Below are 21,175 nucleotides of genomic sequence, written 5' to 3'. Positions count from 1 at the left end.
CCGTGTTACGGAACCATCGGCCGTGACCAGGAACGTCTCGACGTTCTACGCGACCGGGCCGGCCTCGCCCCCGGCGTCCGGCGTCTGCGTGAGCGCCCGATAGAGCGGGTGCGCGCCCTCGCCGCCGTCCTCGATCGTGTCGAGGATCGGGAAGGAGACGCCCCAGGTGGTCGAGCAGTACTCGAGGATCTCCTCGATGGTGCCGGGCTCCTGGCCCATGAACTGGTTGCAGGGGAAGCCCAGCACCATGTCAGCCCTCGCGGACCGTAGTCGCGCTGCAGCTGCTCGAGCTGCGCATACTGCGGCGTGGGCCGCACTGCGAGGCGACCTCGACGATCAGGACCGGCCCGCCGGCGTCGTCCTGCCGGGTCCGCGTCGCGCTCTATGCGTCGGCGCACTCGATGCTGGCCAGGTCCGTGATCTCGCTCGTCGATACTCTCCCTCGTACTACCGTGCGGCACGCTCTCGTGTGCGTGCCGACTGCGGCCGTCAGTGTGGTCGCCGGTCGGCCCCGATCCGATCCGGTGCCGGCCGCGCCCGGGGCGCCGACGGCCTCGGCCCGGTTGGCGCTCGGTCCTACGCCGTGCTCAGCGCTGAGGCGGTCGAGTCGCCGACCTGCCGAGCGATGGTCTCGAGGGTGCCCTCGCCCTCGCGTCCGGCAGGGCAGTCTCGGAAGAACGCCCTCGGTCGATCGCACCATGCGACCTAGTCGAGGGCTTCGGTCGAGACATAGTCGACCAGTTTCCAGAATCGGAGGCGTGGTCTGTCATCAGTAGTGCATCCCCATCGCGGCGCGGGTCTCCTGGAGGGTCTCTGCCGCGATTCGACGCGCGGCATAGTTGCCGGCGCGGAGTACCTCGGCCGCATCGGCGATGTCCAGGGCGGCGCGGCGCCGGCGCAGATCGCGCAAGAACTCGTTCACCGCTTCCGTAGTCAGGTTCTTCAGGGCGCCGCTGCCCGTGGAACCGATCTCGTCGGCGATATCCTGGGGCGGCTGCCCCAGGCAGACGGAGGCGGTTTCGAGGAGGGCGGACACGCCGGGACGGGTGTCGGGGTCATAGGTGATGGTCCGCTCGGCATCCGTCGGGGCCTTTCGGATCTTCCGGGCCGTCTCATCCTCGCTCATGGCCAGGGTGATCGTGTTGCCGTAGCTCTTGGACATCTTCCTCCCGTCGAGCCCGGGGAGCTCCGGGGACTCTGTGATGAGGGCTTCGGGCTCGGGGAAGACCTCGCCGTATCTCTCATTGAACCGGCGTGCGATGGTCCGGGTGACCTCGACGTGAGGCAGGTTGTCCTTGCCGACAGGAACCAGGTTCCCCTTGCAGAACAGGATGTCGGCGGCCTGGTGGACGGGATAGGTCAGCAGGAGCCCGTTCAACGCTCGCCCGGAGCTGAGTTGCTCGGCCTTGACGGTCGGATTCCGATGGAGCTCTGCTTCCGTGACGAGGCTCAGGAACGGGAGGAAGAGCTGATTGAGCTCCGGGACGGCCGAGTGGGTGAAGATCGTCGAGCATGCCGGATCGATCCCGGCGGCGAGGTAATCCAGGGCTGCGCTGTACACGTGGTCGCGAACTGCGCCTGCCGTGTCACGGTCCGTGATGACCTGGTAATCGGCGAGGATCACGAACGTCTCGACGCCTGCGTCCTGCAGACGGACGCGTTCGCGGATGGTCCCGACATAGTGGCCGAGGTGCAGCTGGCCGGTAGGGCGCTCCCCGGTCAGGACGCGGTACCGCTCGGGGTTCTTGCTGATCGAGGACCGCAGGGCGGGCATGCGATCGACGGTCGCGGAGAATGAGTCCATGGAATGCTCCTTCGAAGGAAGTGAGCTGCACGGACAGAGGACGCCACGGGGTCGCGGGCTGCCGCGCAGCCCGCGAATGAATGCGTCACGGCTGCAGGAGCAGCCGCCACCAGGAGGAACCGGAAAGACGCATGCGCCAAAGGTATCGCACCGCGGCAATCCCCGAGGGACGAGCGTCTCAGAGCCCGGTACGCGCCCCCGGGGATCACGCATCAGATGCCGCGGCGCCTGACCTGCTGACGGTTCGGGTCGATTCCGCGGCAGTCAGGCGCTGATCGCCTCGGCCCGATAGGCGCTCGGCCGGACGCCGTGCTCCCGGTGGAACGCCGTGCTCAGCGCGAAGGCGCTCGAATAGCCGACCTGCCGGGCGATCGTCTCGAGGGTGTCCTCGCTCTCGCGCAGCATGTCCGCGGCCAGGCACAGCCGCCACCCGGTGAGGTAGGCGATGGGGGATTCCCCGAGCAGGTCGCGGAAGCGGCGGGCGAAGGCCGCGCGGGAGACCTGCGCCTGATCCGCCAGGGATGCCACGGTGTGCGGCAGCTCCGGATTGCTGTGGATCTCCTCCAGCGCAGGCCCGACCACCGGATCCGCCGCCGCGGAGAACCAGGCCGGTGCCGATGCGCCGTCCGCCGCATCCTCCGGGTGGGCGAGTCCGTCGCGCAGCGCTCCGATGAGCACCAGGTCCAGCAGCCGGTCCAGCACGGCCTGCTGCCCGGGCTCGTCCCGGAGCAGCTCCTCCTCCAGCAGGTCCATCGGCGCGCGGCTCTGCCGCTCCGCCGGGACCACCAGCATTCGCGGGAGGCCGCCCAGCAGGCGCCGCGTGAGGCGCCCCGTCGCAGCGAACGACCCCGTGAACAGGGCGTGCTCGGCATCCAGGCGATCACCGCAGGCGCGGGTCCCCAGCCCGATCTCGCTCTCGGGCAGCACCGCGCCGTGCGCATCGGTGCACGATCCGTCGGCCAGGCACACGTACCGAGGAGGGGTGGGGGAGTCCGGATCGCTGGTCACCGAGAACGCGCGCGGTCCGGTCACGACGGCGAGGTCCCGCGGGGCCAGGAGCAGCGGTGGGCCGCCCCCGCTCTCGAGCCAGGCGCTGCCGCGCAGCATCGTCACCACGGTCATGGTCGCCCCCTCGTCCAGGCGGATCCGCCACGGCGGGCTGAGCAGGTTCGTGCCCAGCAGCGCACCCGACGCGCGGATGCGCTCGACCAGGCGGGTCAGAGCGTCCATGCCCCACAGCGTAGACGCTCGCGCATCGCTGCGAGATCCTGCGATATTCAGCGTCTCGCATCGTGCTGGTTGGCTGGGGAGCATGACGACGACGAACGACCCCTCGACCATCGGCTCCGCTTCCTCCCCTGGCCGTGTCCCGGCACTCCTCGCGCATCCCCCGGCCCCCGGCACCTCGCTGTGGGTTCATGCGCACCCGCAGGAAGGATCCCTCAACGACCAGCTGTTCCGCGCCGGCACGGCGGCGCTCGCCCGTCGCGGCGAGGTGCTCCGCAGCGACCTGTACCGGCAGGGCTTCGACCCTGTGCTGCGGACGCAGGACGCCGGCGACCGCGCGGCCGACCGCGGGAACCTGGCCTCCCGGATCGCGCAGGCCCATGCCGACGGTCAGATCCCCGGGGCCGTCCGCGAGGAGCAGCGCAAGCTCGCCGCCGCCGAGCTGCTGGTCCTCCAGTTCCCGCTGTGGTGGTACGGCACGCCGGCCATCCTCAAGGGGTGGCTGGATCGCGTGCTCACCGAGGGCTTCGCCTACGGCGACATGGACCCGGAGCTGGCGGTGCCGCGACGCTACGGGGACGGCGGGCTCGCCGGCCGACGGGCGCTGGTGGTGGTCACAGCGGGGGAGGACCCCGCCTCCATCGGCCCGCGCGGCATCAGTGGGGACATCGAGTCGCTGCTGTTCCCGCTCACCCACGGCACGCTCTGGTACGTGGGCATCGAGGTGCTGGACATCCACCTCGTGACCGATGCCGACGCCCTCGGGGCCGACGGCGTGGCGCGCGAGGTCGACCGGCTGCGGGAGCGCCTCGACGGGATCGACGCCGAGCGGCCCGTCCCCTTCCGGTCCCTGCGCGAGGGCGACTACCGCGGGACCCGCGCGCTGCGCGAGGACCTGCTGCCCGGGCGCGTCGATCTCGGGATCCATCGGCAGCTCTCCCGCTGAGCATCGGCCCATCGGCCCCGCGGGGGTGTCGACGCGCCCGCCCGGTGCACTGCACCGCCCCGCTCCGGTCCTTCCAGCCGGCGCAGGGCGGTGCTACCCTTCCGGACCATGAGGCGCATGCAGCGATTTGCGGGCCCCCGGCCGATCACGGCCGCGGGGTCCTGATGCTGCGCTGAGCAGGCGCCGGGTCCGCGCAGGCACGGCCGGGGGAGCACCCGCCCCGATCGGACCGCTTCCTGCAGGAGACCCTCATGACCCCTCATCCCGCCTCCGTCCACGCCCGCCCGGCCTCTGCGGCGGACGCCCATCTCACCCCGGAGCAGCTGCTTCACGCCCTCACGCTGCGTGACCTCACCGATCCCGATCAGGGCGAGCACGCCATGCAGCAGCTGCTCGCCGCCGTCACCGACGCCGTGCGCCCGGCGGGCGAGGGCACGGTCCGCACCGTGCGCACCCCGCCCATCGTGCCCGTGCGCGACAACTACGACCGCCTGGGCTACGCCCCGGACGACGTCACCCGAGCCCGCCGCTACACCCGGTACGTCTCCCCGACCACGATGCTGCGCAGCCACACCAGCGCTCAGCTGCCCGCGGTCCTCGAGGAGTATCGCGGGCGGGAGGGAACGGGGGTCGATGACCTGATCGTCGTCCCCGGGCTCGTCTACCGCCGCGACGCGGTGGACCGCAGCCACGTCGGGGAGCCCCACCAGGTCGACCTGTGGCGCCTGCGCGATCGCCCGGACACCACCGATGCCGAGATGCTCTCGATGATCGACGCGGTGGTCGACACCGTGCTGCCGGGGGCCCAGCGGCGCCTCACGCCCGCCGCACACCCCTACACGCGCGGCGGCCGCCAGGTCGACGTGCTCCTGGACGGACAGTGGCTCGAGATCGCCGAATGCGGTCGCATCCACCCGGCGGTGCTCGAGGGTTCCGGCCTGGATCCCCGGAGATGGTCGGGTCTGGCGCTGGGCATGGGGCTGGACCGGGCGCTCATGCTGCGCAAGCAGATCCCCGACATCCGCCTGCTCCGGGCGCGGGACGCACGGATCGCCGACCAGATGCGCGACCTCGCACCCTGGCGGCCGGTCTCCTCGCAGCCGCCGGCCCGCCGCGACCTGTCCGTCGTCCTTCCCTGCGGGGAGGACGAGGAGACCCTCGGCGACCGGGTGCGCACCGCCCTCGGAGACGATGCCGAGCTGCTCGAATCCGTCTCCATCCTCTCCCGCACCCCGGCGGATCGGCTTCCGGCCGCGGCGCGGGACCGGCTGGGGATCCTGCCGGGCCAGGAGAACGTCCTGATCCGCATCGTGCTGCGACCCTACGACTGCACGCTGTGGGCCGCCGAGGCCAACGCTCTGCGCAACCGCGTCTACCGCGCCCTCCACGAGGGGCCCGTGCTGGAGCTGATCTGAGCATCGGGCGCGACCGGGCCCCGACCGCCTCCCCCGGCGGGGACGGCTGGGGCCCGGTCAGGTCGGGGCGCGGAAGGATCGCGTCACAGCAGGGCGCGCACCGTCTCGACGATCTTCGCCGTGCTCACCCCGTAGCGGTCCTCGAGAGTCGGCAGAGCGCCCGCGTCGAGGAAGGCGTCCGGCAGGCCGATCGGCGTGATCCGCTCGCCCAGGCCCTCGCCGGCGACGACGCGCGAGACGATGTCGAACAGGCCGCCCACCACGGAGTGGTTCTCCGCCGTGAGGACGAGGCGGCCCTTGCCGAGCTGCGCCAGCAGCGATGCCTCGTCGAAGGGCTTGAGCGTGGGGGAGTGGAGAACGGCGACGCCCACCCCGTCGGCCTCGAGCTGCGCGGCGGCCGCGAGGGCGCGCTCGGTCATGAGGCCGGTCGAGACGATGAGGACATCGGCCCCGTCCCGCAGCAGCTTCGCCCTCCCGAGCTCGAAGGTGTAGCCGTACTCGTCGAGCACGAGCGGCACCCGGCCGCGCAGCAGCCGCAGGTAGGTGGGGCCCTCGGAGGCGGCCAGCTGCGGCACGGCCTGCTGGATGTCCAGCGCGTCGCAGGGGTCCACGATCGTCAGGTTCGGCATCCCGCGCAGGATCGCGACGTCCTCCGTCGCCTGATGCGAGGGGCCGTACCCGGTGGTCAGGCCCGGCAGGGCGCAGACCATGTTGACGTTCAGGTTCGCCTCGGCGATGTCCAGGCACAGGAAGTCGTAGGCGCGGCGGGTCGCGAAGACCGAGTAGGTCGAGGCGAAGGGGATGAAGCCCTCCATCGCCAGCCCCGTGGCGGCGCCCAGCAGCGCCTGCTCCGCCATGCCGATCTGGTAGAACCGTTCGGGCATCGCATCGCGCAGGATGTGCAGGTCGGTGTACTTCGCGAGGTCCGCGGACAGGCCCACGATCCGCTGGTCCGCCCGGGCGGCCTCGAGCAGGGCCTGGCCCAGCGGCGCGGCGACGGAGCGCTGGCCCTCCGCGGCGAGGTCGACGCTCATGGCGCCGGAGGTGAGGCGGGGCTTCGTCGTGCCGCCGGGGATGGGGGTGCTCATCGCAGCTGCTCCTTCCGGGCGGCATGGTGCTCCGCCAGCTTCTCGTGGGCGTGCGCCCATTCGTCCTGATCGACCCGCATGAAGTGCAGCTTCTCCCGCGCCTCGAGGAAGTCGACGCCGGCGCCGAGCCTCGTGTCCGCGATGAGGACCCGGGGTCGCAGATCATCGGCCTCCCGCAGCTCGATCAGCGCTGCGAGCAGGGCGGCCACGTCGTTGCCGTCGCAGCGCCGGGCCAGCCAGCCGAAGGCCTCGAACTTGTCGGCGACCGGTTCCATCGACAGCATGTGCGTCGACTTCCCGTCGGCCTGCTGATCGTTGAAGTCGACGACCGCGATGATGTTCGACAGCCCGTGATGGGAGGCGACGGCCGCGGCCTCCCAGGTCGATCCCTCGCCCAGCTCCCCGTCGGAGAGCAGGTTGTACACGAACCGGTCCGAGCCCTTGCGTCGCAGCCCCATCGCCACGCCGCAGGCGATCCCCAGGCCGTGACCCAGCGAGCCGCCGGAGATCTCGACCCCCGGGGTGTAGGTGCGCATCGCGGACATGGGCAGGCGGGAGTCGTCCCCCGCGTAGGTCTCGAGCTCCTCGAGGGGGAGCACCTTCGCCTCGGCGAGCGCCGCGTACAGCGCGAGCGCGTAATGGCCGATGGACAGCTGGAAGCGGTCGCGGTCCTCGGACTCGGGATCCAGGGGGTCCAGGCGCAGCTGGTCGGCGAAGAGCACCGCCAGCACATCGGCGATGTCGAGGGCCTGGCCGATGTATCCCTGGCCCTGCACCTCCGCCTGCACGAGCGCGTTGCGGCGGATCCGGAAGGCCGCCTCCTCGAGCCGGAGCAGGCGCTCGCGGTCCAGGCCGGGCGGGGAATCGGGCGGGGAGATGGTCATGCTCGTCCTCTCGTGGGGGCGGCGGAGCGGGAGACGCGCCGCCACAGGTCGAAGTGCTCGGTCATCGCCGCGGTCACGGCGGCCGGCCTGCGGGAGCGCAGGGCTCGGGTGATCTCGAAGTGCACGGCGTCGGTCACGAACATCTCGGGGACCTCGCCGCCGTTGGTGGCGATCTCGCGGCTGATGACGATGCGGCGCCGTTCGAGCAGGAGCTCATGGAGGGCCTGGTTCATGCTGCCCACGACATACGTCATGATCGGGTTGTCGAGGATGTCGAACAGTGCCAGGTGGAAGTCGTGATCGGCCCTCAGCCCGGCCGCGAAGTCCTTCTGCGCGGAGGCATCGATCATGTCGTGCACGGTCTGCTCGAGCGCGAGGATCTGCGTCTCGGTGACGTGCTCGAGGATGCGCGGGGCGATCGCGATCTCGAGCATCTCGCGGGCCTGGGCGATCTGGCCGGTCGAGACGAGTCCCGCGCGCAGCATGAGCGTGAAGACGTTGCCGGTGCCGGAAGCCGCCGGGTCCACGAGGAGGTTCCCGGACCCCTGGACCTTCCGCAGCATGCCGAGCATCTGCAGACCGGAGAGCCGTTCGCGCACCTGGGAGCGGGACAGACCGCTGATCTCCGCCAGGCGGCGCTCGGTGGGCAGCCGGATCCCCTCCGGGGTGCGGACCCCTTCGCGCATGAGGGTGTCGAGGAACTCGAGCGAGGCAGGTTCCATCGGACAGGTCTCCTTCGACACCGGTGGTGAGGACGAGGGGATCGAACCACGCACGTCCGTCGCGCGGCAATGCGTCCCCTCGCCCCGTGCGCGGTCTCCGCCCCGTGATGGTGCAGGTCAGAAGCCGGGGAGGCGGACCTGATATTGGTCGACCAATCGGAGAGGCGCGATGGGCGGGGAGCAGGAGGGAGAGGCTCGCACGGGGCGCTCGCGACTGCCTGACCCGGCCCGTCGCGCTCGCAGAATCGGGCCCGCAGCTGCGCCGGACCACCCCCCCCCGGATGAGATTGGCAGGACCAATCGTGAGGCGGGTTCGAGGCTGTGACCTGTGGCGATGCCGACACTGCTCGGCGAGCAGTGGTCCGACCGATTGTCGACCTCCCAGGCTGCTCCTAGGTTTCTGGGATCAGCCCCGGCCGCCGCCTCGGCGCCGCACCACGACGATGTGAGAGGACCCTCGCGATGAGCGCAGACCCCCGGACCCAGACCGCCCCCGCCGCACAGCGCACCGCCGTCGTCACCGGCGGCGCGGCGCCGCGCAGCATCGGCCGCGCGACCGCGCACCGCTACGCCCGCGAGGGCTGGGCCGTCGTGGTCGTGGATCGCGATGAGGCCGGTGCCCGCGAGGTCGCGGAGGAGATCGCCGCCCAGCACGGCGTGCCGACCCTGTCCTTCGGGGTGGACGTCACCAGCTCCGCGGATGTCGATGCGGCGGCTGCCGCGGTCGCCGCCTCGGACCTGCCCGCCGTCGGGGCGCTCGCGAACATCGCCGGCATCCCCTCCCCGGTGCCGTTCCTCGAGGTCAGCGACGAGCTGTGGGACCGGATCATCGCCGTGAACCTCACCGGCTCCTTCTACACCTCCCGTGCCTTCGTCCCGCAGATGCTCGAGGGCGGCTACGGCCGCGTGGTCAACATGTCCTCCGTGTCCGCCCAGCAGGGTGGCGGCGTGTTCTCCAAGACCCCGTACTCGGCTGCGAAGGCCGGCGTGCTGGGCCTGACCCGCTCCCTCGCCCGCGAGCTCGCTCCCCACGGCATCACCGTCAACGCGATCTCCCCCGGCGCCGCGGACACCAACATCCGCGCCGGCGGCACCTCCGAGGAGGCCGAGGCCGCGATCAACGCCTCGATCCCCATGGGCCGCCAGGCCTCCGCCGAGGAGATCGCGGCGCTCGTGCTGTGGCTCTCGAGCGAGGACGCCGGCTACATCACCGGCACCACGCAGCCCATCAACGGCGGCGCCTACATCTCATGACCGCCTCCCCCAGCGCCGACCTCCTGAGCCCCGCGGAGCGCGTGGGCGTCTCCACCATCACCTTCCGTCACCGTAGCCTCGCCGAGGCCCTCCGCCTCATCGCGGAGGCCGGGGCGAGCCGCATCGATCTGGGCGCGATCCCCGCCGTCACCGACCACGTGCCCGTGCCCTTCACCGGGGACCCCGTCGCGGTCGCGGCCCAGGTCTCGGCGGCGGGGCTCGCGGCCGATGCCGTCAACGCCGATCCTGGCGACCTCAACGACCCGGACCTCGACGAGGACGCCTTCGCCGCCGTGATCGACGGTCTCGCCGCCCTCGCCGCGGCCTGCGGCGGCGCCCTCATCGTGCCCGCCGGGCGCGCCGACTGGGAGCCCTTCTCCTCTCCCGAGGAGGACCTCGCACTCATCGTGCGGCGCCTGCGGCTGGCCGCGGAGGTCTGCTCCCACCACGGGACCCGCCTCCTGGTCGAGGTGCTCCATCACCGCCGCTACATCCACACGACCGCCGCGGCCGACGCCCTGCTCGCGCAGCTCGGACCCGAGGAGATCGGCCTGCTGCTGGACGTCTCCCACGTCGTCGCCTCCGGGGAGGATCCCGCCGCATGGGCCGCCCGCCAGGCCTCGCGCATCGAGCGCGTGCACCTGCGCGACGCCGTCCCCGGGGACCTGAACCTCGCCATCGGCGCGGGACAGGTCGACTTCCCCGCCGTGATCCAGGTGCTCGAGCGCCACGTGCCCGGAGTGCGCTACGTCCTCGAGCTCGAGACCCGTGACGTGCAGGAGGAGGACCGCGAGGCCGACCTCGCCCGCAGCCTCGCCCTGATCCGCGCGCTCCTGCCGCGCTGACCGATTCCTTCCTGCTCTTCTGTCCTGTTCTTCCCAGCTCTCCGAAGGAGGAGACCATGCACGACGACGTGCCCCTGCGCCGCCGCACCCTGCGCCGACGCTCCCTGCTGCAGGCAGGGATCGGCGGGGTCCTGGGCACGGGCGCCCTCGCCGCCTGCGCCGGCGGCGACGGCCCCCGCAGGACCGATTCGGTCCGCATCATCCTGGGGCACGGCGCCGCCCCCGGCAACCCGCGCTCCGACGGCGCCCTCGCCTTCCAGAAGCTCGTCGCCGAGAAGTCGGGCGGCGATGTCGAGATCCAGATCCTGGGCCAGGAGGCCGTCGGCAACGACACCGAGATGATGGTGTCGGTGGCCGCCGGCACCCTGGACATGAGCATCAACTCCCAGGGCCCCTTCTCCACCTACGTGCCCGAGGCCGCCCTGGTGGGCCTGCCCTTCCTCTTCGAGAGCTCCGCCCACGCCTACGCGGTCCTCGATGGGGACATCCAGGGCGAGCTCGCCGCCCACGCGGAGGAGAAGGGCTTCCACGTCCTGAACTTCTGGGACAACGGGATGCGCGACATCACCAACTCCAAGCACCCGATCGAGGTTCCGGGCGACGTGGCAGGCCTGAAGATCCGCACGCCCGACGACCCGATGACGATCGACATCTTCGGGCAGCTGGGCGCGAACCCGACCCCGATGGCCTTCGGCGAGCTGTACCTGGCGCTGCGCCAGGGCGCCGTCGACGGGCAGGAGAACCCGGTCGTCAACATCAAGAGCTCCTCCCTGCAAGAGGTCCAGAAGCACCTCGCCGTGACCGGGCACAAGTACGAGATGAACCCCTTCGTCATGTCCACCACGCGCTGGCAGAACCTCGACGCGGACGTGCAGCAGGTGATCTCCGAGGCGGCCGCGGAGGCCGTCGACGAGCAGCGCCGCCTCATGACCGAGCAGACCACCGAGATCTACGCCGAGTTCGAGGCGACCCTCGAGGTCAGCCACCCCGATCGGACCGTGTTCCGCGAGGCCACCCATCCCGTGTACGAGCGGTGGCAGGCGGAGTTCCCCGACTTCTTCGACCAGATCACCGCCGCCGCGGACGACGTCCGCGCCGATCACGAGGAGGAGAGCGCATGAGCCGCCGTCCGAGCACCGCCGAACCGGCGTCCGCTCCCGTCATCACCGAGGAGGACCTCGCCGCCCTCGACACCTCCGAGGGAGGCGAGACCCTCGACCGCCCCGAGGAGATCGTCAACCTCGTCGCGGAGAAGGCGGGCGCCGCGCTCGCGATCCTCACGACCGCCGTGATCGTCGTGCTCGTGACCGTCGCGGTCGTGCTGCGCTACTTCTTCAACTCCTCGCTCCCCGTCGCCTCCGAGGGCCCCACCTACCTCTTCCCCTGGCTGATCGCCGGCGGGGCCATCGTGGCCCAGGCCACTCGCGGACACATCGCCGTGGACGTCCTCGTGGGCCGTCTGGGCGGCCGCGCCCACGACCGCGCCCAGATCGCGATCTGGGCGTTCAGCGCGATGCTGCTGGGCTATCTCACCTACCTCGCCGTCTACCTGATCCCGCCGATGGCCGCGCAGTCCACGCCCATCATGGGCTGGCCGCAGCTGGGCAGCTTCGGCGCGTTCATCCTCATGGTCGCGGTCATGACGCTCCAGGCCGCCGCCCGCACCCTCCACTACCTCCGCCACGGCGCACCCGAGAAGAATGAGGCCCCCGATGCTTGAGGCGCTCCTGGCCATCGCCGTCTTCATCGTCCTGCTCCTGCTGGGCATCCCCGTCGCCTTCGCGATCATCGCGGGCGCGGTCGTGGGACTGTTCGCCGTGGGCTCCCTGCCGATGGAGGCGCTCGCGCAGCAGTCCTTCAGCCCCGTCGGCGACTACTCGATGCTCGCCATTCCCTTCTTCATCCTCACCGCCGACCTGCTGTTCAGCGGCAAGCTGGGCGCGCAGGTGATCGGCCTGGCGACCCGCGTCGTGGGCCGCTTCCGCGGAGGCGTCGGCATGACGACGGTGCTCACCAACGCCGTGTTCTCCGGCATCTCCGGATCGGCCGTGGCCGATGCGACCGGCATCGGCAAGGTCGTCATCCCCTGGACCAGGCGCCTGGGCTACTCGGGCGGCTACGCGACCGCCGTGAACGCCTCCGCCTCCACCCTCGGCGTCATCATCCCGCCCTCGATCCCGATGATCCTGTACGCGGCCGCCTCCGGGGCCTCGGTCGCCGCGGTCTTCAACGCGGGCATCGGCCCGGGCATCTTCACCGCGGTCATCCTGCTCGTGCTGTGCTGGGCGGTCGCCGTCAAGGGCGGGTTCCCCCGGGTCAAGGCGTCCTTCACCCTGAAGCGTCTGCTGGTGGACCTGCTGTTCGCGACCCCCGCGATCATCATCCCCATCATCCTGATCCGGGTGGTGCTGTTCACCGGCGTCGCGACGGTGACCGAGGTGTCCGTCCTCGCGGTGGTGTACGCGCTCGCCGTGCGGGTGCTGCTGTACCGGGACCTGAGCTTCGCGCAGATGAAGCGGGCCTTCGTCGAGTCCGCGGCCGCGAGCGCCGTGGTGCTGCTGCTGATCATGTTCTCCTCGGCGCTCGCGTGGCTGCTGACGATCCAGGAGGCGCCCCAGGCCCTGGCCCGCACGATCACGGGCGCCTTCGGCCAGGAATGGATGGTCGTCCTCGCGATGGTGGTGATCCTCCTGGTCACCGGCATGTTCCTCGACATGGCCCCGGCGATCCTGCTGCTCACCCCGGTGCTGATGCCGCTCGCCTCTGCGATCGACATGGGCCTGATCCACTTGGGCCTGGTCATGGTCGTCACTCTGGCGATGGGCCTGTACACGCCGCCGGTCGGCACGACGCTGTACATCTCCGCCGCGATCGGCAGGGTGCCGGTGATGCAGACGGCCAAGGCGCTGCTTCCCTTCTACGGGGCCGGCATGCTGGTCGTGGTGATCGTGGCGTTCTTCCCGCAGCTGCTGTTCATCACCACCGCCTGATCGGCCGCGCTCCGGCCGGAGCGATCACCCCGGAACCGCCCCCTGGATCCGCGCGAGAGCGTGGGCGATGGGGGCGGTCGCCGTGTACAGCTCTCGGAACAGGCCGTACATCTCGTCGTACCGGTCGCGCGCCGCCGGGTCCGGGCGGACCTCGCCCTCCACCGGGTTCCAGCCCGTCGTGTCCACGCCCAGCACGGTGCGGGCGGCGAGCATCGCATCGCCGTAGGCGGCGCCGGTCCCGTGGCGCGACAGCTGCTGGACGAGTCCCGTGGCATCGGAGACGATCTGCGGCCACAGCCCGGTGCGGGTCCCGCCGCCGACGGCGCGGACGCGCTCGACGCGGCAGCCGGCCGCGGCGAGCTCCTCGAGATGGTGGCGAGCCCCGAAGGCAGCGGCCTCGAGCACGGCCCGGTACATGTCCCCGCGCGTGTGCGACAGGGTCAGGCCCGCGAGGACCCCGCGCGCCGAGGGATCGGCGATGGGGGAGCGCTCGCCGGAGAAGTACGGGAGCATGAGCAGACCGCGGGCCCCGGGCGGGCTCGCCGCCGCCTCGGCGACCAGGGGCGCCACATCGGCGGTGCCCAGCAGATCGCGCAGCCAGGTCGTGATCGCCCCGGAGGCCGCCATGCCGCCGGACAGCGTCCATGCCCCAGGGCTCAGACCGGGAGCGGCGAACAGGGTCCGGCTCGTGATCGGCCCCGAGGTCATCCCCAGCAGGAACGTCGTGGTCCCGTACATGAGCATGAGGTCGCCCGGAGCGTCCACCCCGATGCTGCTGGCCTCCGCCCAGGCATCGATCGTCCCGGCGATCACGGGGGTTCCGGCGCGCAGCCCCGGCAGCTCCGCGGCGATCTCCGGGCCGATGCGCCCTGCGACCTCCCCTGCCCACAGCAGACGCGGCAGCGCGAGCCCCGGGGCCGCGCGTTCCGCGGAGGGCCGATGCCAGGTGCGCGCCCGCAGGTCGTACAGCGGGGCCGTCTGCGCCGCGCTCGCATGGTCGAGCACGTACGCGCCGGTCAGGCGCCGCACGAGGTACGAGGCGGGCATGAGCAGGCGCCGGGCCCGGGCATAGGCCTCCGGTTCGTGCCGGGCGATCCACAGGACCTTCGGTCCGGCCGCCTGGGCGGTGAGCATGCAGCCGCTGCGGTGCAGGATCCGCTCGGCGCCCAGCTCCTGCTCGAGCAGGTCGATCTCCTCCTGGGCGCGGGAGTCCACGCCGTAGAGGATCGCGGGCCGCACCGGCTCGTCGTCCTCGTCGACGAGGGCGACACACGGTCCCATGCCGGAGACCCCGACCCCCTCGATGCGGACCTCGCACCGCCCGGTCAGCTCCCGGGAGATCGTGCGGAGCTCCTCCCACCAGATCCGCGGATCCATCTCGGCGAGACCGGGCGCGGGGCGCGAGACCGAATGGTCGCGCACGGCGGCGGCGAGGACGGTCCCATCGGGCCTCACGAGCACGCCCTTGGTGCTCGAGGTGCCGACGTCGAGGCCGAGGAGCACGGGCTCGGGGATCATCGATGCACCTCCTGAGCAGGCCGGGGGCGGCCGGACCGATCCATCCTGCCACGAGGGTGAGTCCCGCATGCTGAGGACCGGACCTCCAGGGCCGGCACCGACCCCTCCGGCAGCACGGACACCCGCCCGCCCGGGGGTCGGGGAGGCGCGGGAGGCGTCGCGCGCACTAGGATCGGGGCGCATCGCCCTGAGCCGGGAGGAGGCACGGATGCTCGAGTCGTCGATGGACCTGCAGCTGCTCCACCGCGCCGCCTCCGCCTACTATCTCGACGAGCTGCGCCAGGCGGAGATCGCGGAGCGCCTGGGCGTCTCCCGCCCCACGGTCAGCAAGCTGCTCACGGAGGCACGGCGCATCGGCATGGTGCGCTTCGAGGTCCTCGACGTTCCCTCGCCGAACCTCCCGGAGCTCGCGGAGCGCCTGCGGGAGGAGCTGGGCGTCGCCGATGTGCGGGTCGCTCCGGGTGACCAGGCACAGCGCGAGCTGCGGGGCATCGGGGAGCTGCTCGCGCTCGAGCTGCGCGAGCTCGGCCTGCACCGCGGGGACGTGCTGCTGGTGTCCTCGGGCCATACGGTCCACGCGGTCAGCGGGATGCGGCTGCTCCCGCCCCTGCCCGGGGTGATCATCGCTCCCACCGTGGGCGGGCTGCAGGAGCCGGTCCCTGCCTTCCAGACCAATGACATCGCCCGCCGTCTCGCGTCCCGCACGGGCGCGGAGGCCCGATCGATCTTCGCTCCGGCGCTGCCGAGCCCCAGCCTGTGGGAGTCCCTGCAGGCGGATCCCAGCTTCCTCGAGATCACCGACCTGTGGGAGCGGGCGCGCGCGGTGATCGTCGGCGTCGGCGCTCCCTATCGCATCCGCGATTCGCTGACCAGCGTCGTCCCGCGGGACGCGTCCTCGCTCGAGGCCGCGGCGGGGGACATCTGCCTGCACTTCTTCGACGACCACGGCGCGCCGCTCACGTTCCCGGGGGCGGAGCGCCTCGTGCGCCCCTCGCTCGCGCAGCTGCGGGCGATCCCGCACAGCATCGCCCTCGCCGTGGGTCGCGAGAAGGCCCCCTCGATCCGCGCGGGCGCCCGTGCGGGCCTGTTCACGTCCCTCCTCACCGACGTCGCCACCGCGGAGGCCGTGCTCGGATGACGCCCGGGCCGCGCCGAGCCCGCCCGGATCCTCGTCCCCGGCCGTCGCCGCCCACGTCCCTTCCCGTCAGCCCCCCTCCCGTCCGCGTCCCTTCCCCTCCTCAACCCGGCCGTCCCATCCCCCTACGTCCACCCCTGCCCACGTCCCTTCCCGTCTACTTCCCTTCCCCCCCCTCCTCATCCCGGCCCATGCCACGGGTCCCCTGACTCGTCGCGGTTCGCCGGTGTGGGGAAAGTGCGGTTATCCGCGGTGGATACCCGCAGTTCCGCCGCATCGGGCGGATGGGAGGTCGTGCAGGGGTCGGCGGTGCGGTGAAAGTGCGGCTTTCCCGGACGGATTCCCGCATCTTCGCCGCACGATGGAACGCGGGGGCGCGCCGGGGCGTCCGGGGTGTGCGTGTGGCCAGGGTGCGCGCGGTCCGGCCCGATGCCCGGGGCCGGGTTCCGAGGCGCAGGCCCCGGCCGATGCTCGCGGTCCGGCCCGATGCGGGGGAGGTCTCATCCCACGTGCATCACCCGTTCCATCCACGGTCGCGCAGCGCGTCCCGTGTGCGCCGCACGGCGCGGGCACAGCCGTGTGCCGCATCGGCCGCGGCGAAACGGATCTCCGTGAACTGCGCGCGCTCGACCTTGACCGCCCGCGCCACGTCCCGCTCGATCTGCTCGGGCGTCGAATGCGTGCGGCCGTCGTACTCGCCGCAGAGTCGGAACTGCGGCCAGAGGAAATCAGGGTCGTGGCCCACCGGACCGTCCGGCCCTACCAGCGGTCGATTGATGAGCGGTTCGGGGAGCCCGGCGGCACAGAACGCCAGGCGCAGCTCCGTCTCCTTCACGGAATCGGAGCCGACGCGCACATCGGCCACGGCCCGGCGCAGCTTCCGCGCATGCGGGCCGGTGCACTGCGCCTCCAGCGCATCGATGGTCGTCCACGGCGTCGACCGTCTCTCGAACCCCGGGCGGGGGACGCGGACCAGGCTGTCGCCCGCGGCGACCAGCTGCCCGTGGTCCAGCACGTCGGCGAGATCGCGGAAGATGCGCGCGGCGCCCGTGGTGCGCAGCCGGATCGGCTCGCCGGCGGCCGCGGTCGGCAGGCGCAGGGTCTGCACGTCGGCCGCCGGGAGCGCGAGGGCGTGGAAGCGGACGACGCCGTCGGAGGAGCCGCGGCTCCCGCGGCTGCCGACCGCCATCTCCACCGGCGTCCCGAGCGACCACTGCGACAGCTTCCCCGGGAGGGGGATCCCCAACAGGCGAGCGGCGGAGACGCCCAGGACGACGAGGCCGGGCAACGCCGCCTGGAGCGCCGCCGCGACATCGGCCTCGTGGACCTCCTCGCCGCGGCGCGCGTAGAGGCCGCGCCGGATCCTCATCAGATCGGCGCAGCGCAGGCGGGAGAGGGAGACCCCGGCGGCGAGCAGCTCGGAGCGTGCGAGGACCGCCCGGCGGAGCTCGGGCGGGAGCGGAGGGGGACGACGAGCCATGCCTCCATGCTCCAGGTGCGCGGCCCCGGTGGTCGATGTTGTCCCCAATGCACTGGTCAGCGGGCTCCAAGGGGGCGGCCCCGCGGATCCTGTGCTCGAGGATCGGGTGCCGGCCGCGAGGTGTCACACCCGGAGGCCGAGGCAGGTGCCGGTACTGCAGCGCTCGTCGGTGCGGTGAAAGTGCGCGATTGCGGCCGGGGTTCCCGCAGCTTCGCCGCACCGGGTCTCGTGGCGATCGTGCGAGGGTCGGGGGAGGCGCCCTGGTGCCGGCGAGGAGGCTGGGCGCTCGTGGGTGCGGTGAAAGTGGGGGATTGCGGCCGGGATTCCCGCAGTTTCGCCGCACGGCCGCAAGTCCCAGGCCGGGGAGCGCGGACCTGGGGGCCTGCGGGCCGCGGGTGGGCCGCAGGTGGCGCGATCGCGGATGGAACATTTGTGCTTGACGAATGTGCTTCTCGGGGCCTAGGGTCGGGACCCCGACCCCTGACGGATCCCATCGAAGGAGATGACCGCGATGAGCGCGAGCTCGATCCCCACCACCATGCAGGCCGTCGTCATGCATGGCCCCGAGGACTACCGCCTCGAGCAGCTGCCGGTCCCGACCCCCGCCGCCGATGAGCTGCTGATCCGCGTCGAGGCCGTCGGCGTCTGCGCGAGCGATCTGAAGTGCTACCACGGCGCTGCCAAGTTCTGGGGCGACGAGAACCGTCCCCGGTGGGTCCAGGAGGGCATCACCCCCGGTCACGAGCTGGTGGGCGAGGTCGTCGCCGGCAGCGACGAGGCCCTGGCCCGCCATGGCCTGGCCTTCGGCGACCGCATCGCCTGCGAGCAGATCGTGCCCTGCGGCGAATGCATGTACTGCACCCGCGGCTGGTACTGGATGTGCGGACCCCACGACATGTTCGGCTTCAAGCACTACAACGGCGCCATGGCCGAGTACATGATCGTCCCGGCCCTCGCCCGCGCCCACCGGGTCAGCAAGGACATCCCCGCCCACCACGCCGCCTTCTCCGAGCCGCTGTCCTGCTCCCTGCACGCCGTCGAGCGCGCCCAGCTCACCTTCGACGACGTCGTCGTCATCGCCGGCTGCGGCCCCATCGGCCTCGGCGCGGTGATCGGTGCGAGCCACAAGACGCCGAAGCAGGTCATCGCCCTCGACTTCGACGACGACAAGCTCGCGCTCGCGAAGAAGTGCGGAGCGGACCTGACCCTGAACCCCGGCACGGTCGACGTCGAGGCGGAGATCAAGGCGCTCACCGGCGGGTACGGGGCCGATGTGTACATCGAGTGCACCGGGCATCCGAGCGCCGTCTCCCAGGGCCTGAACCTGCTGCGCAAGCTGGGCCGCTTCGTGGAGTACTCGGTGTTCAAGGACCCGGTCACCGTGGACTGGTCGATCATCTCCGACGACAAGGAGCTCGACGTCCTCGGCGCCCACCTGGGCCCGCACTGCTGGCCCGCGGCGATCGGCATCATCGAGTCCGGCGTGCTGCCCATGGACGAGATCTGCACCCACCAGTACGGCCTCGCCGACGTCCAGCAGGCCCTCGACCAGGTGGGCGACTCCTCCGGTGCGAGCGTGAAGGTCTCGATCGTCCCCGGCCTCTGATCCGGCGACGTCCTCCCCGTCCCCGCCCCTCCTCCCTCCGAAGGAGCGCATCCATGCGCACTGCCCCCTCCCCGCCGCCTGCGAGCGGGACCTCCGCCGCCGGTGAGAGCTTCCTGGACCGGCTCGGCATCCCCCACGCCCTGCGCTGGGGTTTCCTCGGCGTCCTCGTGTTCATGACCGGCAACGGCGTCGAGACGAACTTCGTCTCCCCTCATATGGCCGAGGTCCTCGGCGGCGGGGACGACAAGATCAACCTGGCCGCCACGATCATCACCATCTACAGCCTGTGCGCGCTCATCGGCTCCTATCTCGCCGGGGCGCTCTCGGATCTGTGGGGCCCGAAGAAGGTGATGACCCTCGGCGTCCTCGTCTGGGTCGTGTTCCAGGCCGCTTTCATCGGGGCCCTCGCGACGGGCGTGATGCCGCTGATGCTCCTGACGTATGCGCTGCGCGGCTTCGGGTTCCCGCTGTTCGCCTTCGCCTTCCTGGTGTGGATCAACGCGGTCGCGCACAAGGAGCGGGGCGGCGCCGCCGTCGGCTGGTTCTACGTCATGTTCACCGGCGGCATGCCCACCATCGGATCCCTCGTCGCGATCGTGCTGATCCCGGCGATGGGCGGCGGCCTCATGGGCGAGCGCTGGACGATGGTCGCCTCGACGGCGATCGTGGTCGCCGGCTTCCTCATCGCGCGCCTGGGCGTGCACGAGGAGCATGGCGGGCGCCGCCTCGCGCCGGCGGGGGAGAGCTCGGGGGCCGTCATCCTGTCCGGCATCACCCTCGCCGCCCGCAACCGTCGCGTGCTGCTGGGCTTCCTGACCCGGCTGATCAACACGGCCCCGCAGTTCGGCATGTTCATCATCCTGCCGACGGTGATTGCCCAGACCCTGGGCTGGGGGCAGTCCCGCTGGCTGCTCATGACCTCCGTGATCTTCGCCGGCAACATCCTGTTCAACGCGGCATTCGGTGCGCTCGGCGACCGCATCGGCTGGGTCACGACGGTCCGCTGGTTCGGGATCGTCGGCTCCGCGCTGGGCCTGCTGGCCTGGTGGTACGTCCCGCACTGGGTCCCCGCGGGCTCCGACTGGGGCTTCGTCGTCGCGGTCGCCGCGGGCACCGTCTTCGGCATCCTGCTGGCCGGATTCGTGCCGCTCGGCGCGATCATGCCGGCGCTCGCCCCGGAGCACAAGGGCGCCGCGATGGCGATGTACACGACCGCAGCGGGCGGCGCGACCTTCCTCGGCTCCGCGGTGGTCGCCCTGGTGCGACCCTGGGGCGGGGACCTGGGCGTGGTCTGGGCCTTCGTGGCCCTGTACGGCTGCGCCTTCGTCATGACCTTCTTCCTGAAGGTCGATCAGCCCCGCGTCCATGGGCGCGACATCCCGGCAGACCCGGCTGATCCTGCCGATTCCCGGATCCCTGAGAGGACGCACCGATGAGCACCCCGATCTCCCCCCTGTTCGATCTGACCGGCCGCACCGCGCTGGTCACGGGCGGCGCACGCGGCCTGGGCCTGGCGATGGCCCGCGGCCTCGCCGACCACGGCGCGGACGTCGTCCTCGTCGACATCGACGACGAGGCGGGCGCGCGCGCCGCCCAGGAGCTCGCCGAGGCGACGGGCCGTCGCACCGCCTATCGCCGCGGCGATGTCACCGATCCCGCCGCGGTGCAGGAGCTGGTGGACGGCGTCGTCGCCGAGTTCGGCGGGATCCACATCCTGGTGAACAACGCCGGCATGGTGATCCACGAGAACCTCGAGGACGTCACGCCCCAGGCCTGGCGGAAAGTCATGGGCCTGAATCTGGACGGCGTCTTCCACGTGCTGCAGGCGGTGGGGCGCCACATGCTCGAGCGCGGCTCGGGCAGCATCGTGAACACCGGCTCGATGAGCGGCATCATCGCGAACGTGCCGCAGGCGCAGGCGTCCTACAACGCCTCGAAGGCCGCGGTGCACAACCTCACCCGCAGCGCCGCTCTCGAGTGGGCCGATCGCGGGGTGCGCGTGAACGCGATCGCGCCCGGCTACATGCAGACGGAGCTGACCCGCGGCTTCTTCGAGGAGGGCGGGGCCCAGATCGACCAGTGGATGCTCATGACGCCGATGCATCGGCCCGGGAACCCGGAGGAGCTCGCGGGTGCGGCGGTCTACCTGGCCTCCGATGCGAGCAGCTATGTGACCGGCTCGATCCTCTCGATCGACGGCGGGTACACCGCCGCCTGATCGGTCGCGCCCCGCCGCGAGGCCTCTCTGGGGCCGGGCCGGT

General features: G+C 71.7%; 19 protein-coding genes. 11 read left to right on the top strand and 8 right to left on the bottom strand.

Annotated features, from left to right (window positions below; translation table 11 throughout):
* Nucleotides 1-45: 45 nt before the first annotated feature.
* The 3 genes from ACFFF6_RS02150 to ACFFF6_RS02140 form a co-directional block, all read right to left on the bottom strand.
* Nucleotides 46-249, bottom strand: coding sequence for a hypothetical protein (locus ACFFF6_RS02150; RefSeq protein ID WP_376977788.1), 204 nt, complete (start codon nt 247-249; stop codon nt 46-48).
* Between the two features lie 520 nt (nt 250-769).
* Nucleotides 770-1,804: a tryptophan--tRNA ligase gene (gene trpS, locus ACFFF6_RS02145; protein ID WP_376977786.1), complete on the bottom strand. Its 1,035-nt coding sequence runs from the start codon at nt 1,802-1,804 to the stop codon at nt 770-772.
* A gap of 264 nt (nt 1,805-2,068) precedes the next feature.
* On the bottom strand, nt 2,069-3,034 hold the full coding sequence (locus tag ACFFF6_RS02140; RefSeq protein WP_376977784.1) for a cupin domain-containing protein: 966 nt from the start codon (nt 3,032-3,034) through the stop codon (nt 2,069-2,071).
* Nucleotides 3,035-3,116: 82 nt separating this feature from the next.
* Between ACFFF6_RS02140 and ACFFF6_RS02135 the strand changes: the two genes are divergently transcribed.
* Both ACFFF6_RS02135 and srmL read left to right on the top strand, forming a co-directional pair.
* Nucleotides 3,117-3,977 (top strand): NAD(P)H-dependent oxidoreductase, encoded by an 861-nt coding sequence (locus tag ACFFF6_RS02135; protein ID WP_376977782.1) that lies wholly within the window; start codon nt 3,117-3,119, stop codon nt 3,975-3,977.
* 251 nt (nt 3,978-4,228) lie between these two features.
* Entirely contained in the window at nt 4,229-5,392 is a 1,164-nt protein-coding gene (srmL, locus tag ACFFF6_RS02130; protein WP_376977780.1) for a PheS-related mystery ligase SrmL, read from the top strand.
* Nucleotides 5,393-5,475: 83 nt separating this feature from the next.
* Here srmL and ACFFF6_RS02125 read toward each other — a convergent pair whose 3' ends face one another.
* Genes ACFFF6_RS02125 through ACFFF6_RS02115 form a run of 3 tightly spaced genes read right to left on the bottom strand, consistent with a single transcriptional unit; the run spans nt 5,476 to nt 8,086 of the window.
* Nucleotides 5,476-6,480 carry a transketolase family protein gene (locus tag ACFFF6_RS02125; protein WP_376977779.1) on the bottom strand — a complete coding sequence of 335 codons (1,005 nt, stop codon included), beginning with the start codon at nt 6,478-6,480 and terminating at the stop codon, nt 5,476-5,478.
* A complete protein-coding gene (locus tag ACFFF6_RS02120) occupies nt 6,477-7,364 on the bottom strand; it encodes a transketolase (protein ID WP_376977777.1) in 888 nt (295 codons plus the stop codon). The genes ACFFF6_RS02125 and ACFFF6_RS02120 overlap by 4 nt, the downstream gene beginning before the upstream one ends.
* On the bottom strand, nt 7,361-8,086 hold the full coding sequence (locus ACFFF6_RS02115; RefSeq protein ID WP_376977775.1) for a FadR/GntR family transcriptional regulator: 726 nt from the start codon (nt 8,084-8,086) through the stop codon (nt 7,361-7,363). Before ACFFF6_RS02115 ends, ACFFF6_RS02120 begins: the two co-directional genes overlap by 4 nt.
* 462 nt (nt 8,087-8,548) lie before the next feature.
* Here ACFFF6_RS02115 and ACFFF6_RS02110 point away from each other — a divergent pair, with 462 nt between their 5' ends.
* The 5 genes from ACFFF6_RS02110 to ACFFF6_RS02090 are packed head-to-tail and all read left to right on the top strand — an operon-like array spanning nt 8,549 to nt 13,175.
* A complete protein-coding gene (locus ACFFF6_RS02110; protein WP_376977773.1) occupies nt 8,549-9,340 on the top strand; it encodes an SDR family NAD(P)-dependent oxidoreductase in 792 nt (263 codons plus the stop codon).
* Complete coding sequence (locus ACFFF6_RS02105; RefSeq protein ID WP_376977771.1) at nt 9,337-10,185, top strand: sugar phosphate isomerase/epimerase family protein; 849 nt, start codon at nt 9,337-9,339, stop codon at nt 10,183-10,185. The genes ACFFF6_RS02110 and ACFFF6_RS02105 overlap by 4 nt, the downstream gene beginning before the upstream one ends.
* A 56-nt stretch (nt 10,186-10,241) precedes the next feature.
* A complete protein-coding gene (locus ACFFF6_RS02100; protein ID WP_376977769.1) occupies nt 10,242-11,306 on the top strand; it encodes a TRAP transporter substrate-binding protein in 1,065 nt (354 codons plus the stop codon).
* Nucleotides 11,303-11,905 carry a TRAP transporter small permease gene (locus ACFFF6_RS02095; RefSeq protein WP_376977767.1) on the top strand — a complete coding sequence of 201 codons (603 nt, stop codon included), beginning with the start codon at nt 11,303-11,305 and terminating at the stop codon, nt 11,903-11,905. Before ACFFF6_RS02100 ends, ACFFF6_RS02095 begins: the two co-directional genes overlap by 4 nt.
* Nucleotides 11,898-13,175, top strand: coding sequence for a TRAP transporter large permease (locus ACFFF6_RS02090; RefSeq protein ID WP_376977765.1), 1,278 nt, complete (start codon nt 11,898-11,900; stop codon nt 13,173-13,175). The genes ACFFF6_RS02095 and ACFFF6_RS02090 overlap by 8 nt, the downstream gene beginning before the upstream one ends.
* 24 nt (nt 13,176-13,199) lie before the next feature.
* Here the strand turns inward: ACFFF6_RS02090 and ACFFF6_RS02085 are convergent, their stop codons facing one another.
* Nucleotides 13,200-14,693, bottom strand: a complete 1,494-nt coding sequence (locus tag ACFFF6_RS02085) for an FGGY-family carbohydrate kinase (protein ID WP_376977763.1) — start codon at nt 14,691-14,693, stop codon at nt 13,200-13,202.
* Nucleotides 14,694-14,901: 208 nt separating this feature from the next.
* Between ACFFF6_RS02085 and ACFFF6_RS02080 the strand changes: the two genes are divergently transcribed.
* A complete protein-coding gene (locus tag ACFFF6_RS02080) occupies nt 14,902-15,831 on the top strand; it encodes a sugar-binding transcriptional regulator (protein WP_376977761.1) in 930 nt (309 codons plus the stop codon).
* 511 nt (nt 15,832-16,342) lie between these two features.
* On the opposite strand, the gene ACFFF6_RS02075 is transcribed toward ACFFF6_RS02080, so the two are convergent.
* On the bottom strand, nt 16,343-17,308 hold the full coding sequence (locus ACFFF6_RS02075) for a putative endonuclease domain-containing protein (protein WP_376977759.1): 966 nt from the start codon (nt 17,306-17,308) through the stop codon (nt 16,343-16,345).
* 511 nt (nt 17,309-17,819) lie between these two features.
* Between ACFFF6_RS02075 and ACFFF6_RS02070 the strand changes: the two genes are divergently transcribed.
* From ACFFF6_RS02070 to ACFFF6_RS02060, 3 genes are read left to right on the top strand one after another with little or no spacing between them, the layout of a single operon-like run.
* Nucleotides 17,820-18,914, top strand: a complete 1,095-nt coding sequence (locus ACFFF6_RS02070; RefSeq protein WP_376977758.1) for a zinc-binding dehydrogenase — start codon at nt 17,820-17,822, stop codon at nt 18,912-18,914.
* A gap of 53 nt (nt 18,915-18,967) precedes the next feature.
* Nucleotides 18,968-20,350 (top strand): MFS transporter, encoded by a 1,383-nt coding sequence (locus ACFFF6_RS02065; RefSeq protein ID WP_376977756.1) that lies wholly within the window; start codon nt 18,968-18,970, stop codon nt 20,348-20,350.
* Nucleotides 20,347-21,132 carry a glucose 1-dehydrogenase gene (locus tag ACFFF6_RS02060; protein WP_376977754.1) on the top strand — a complete coding sequence of 262 codons (786 nt, stop codon included), beginning with the start codon at nt 20,347-20,349 and terminating at the stop codon, nt 21,130-21,132. Before ACFFF6_RS02065 ends, ACFFF6_RS02060 begins: the two co-directional genes overlap by 4 nt.
* Nucleotides 21,133-21,175: the final 43 nt, after the last annotated feature.

This window comes from Brachybacterium hainanense (assembly GCF_042434575.1).
GTDB lineage: Bacteria > Actinomycetota > Actinomycetes > Actinomycetales > Dermabacteraceae > Brachybacterium > Brachybacterium hainanense.
Note: the sequence above shows the minus strand (reverse complement) of the source record. Positions and strands in the feature narration are given on the sequence as shown.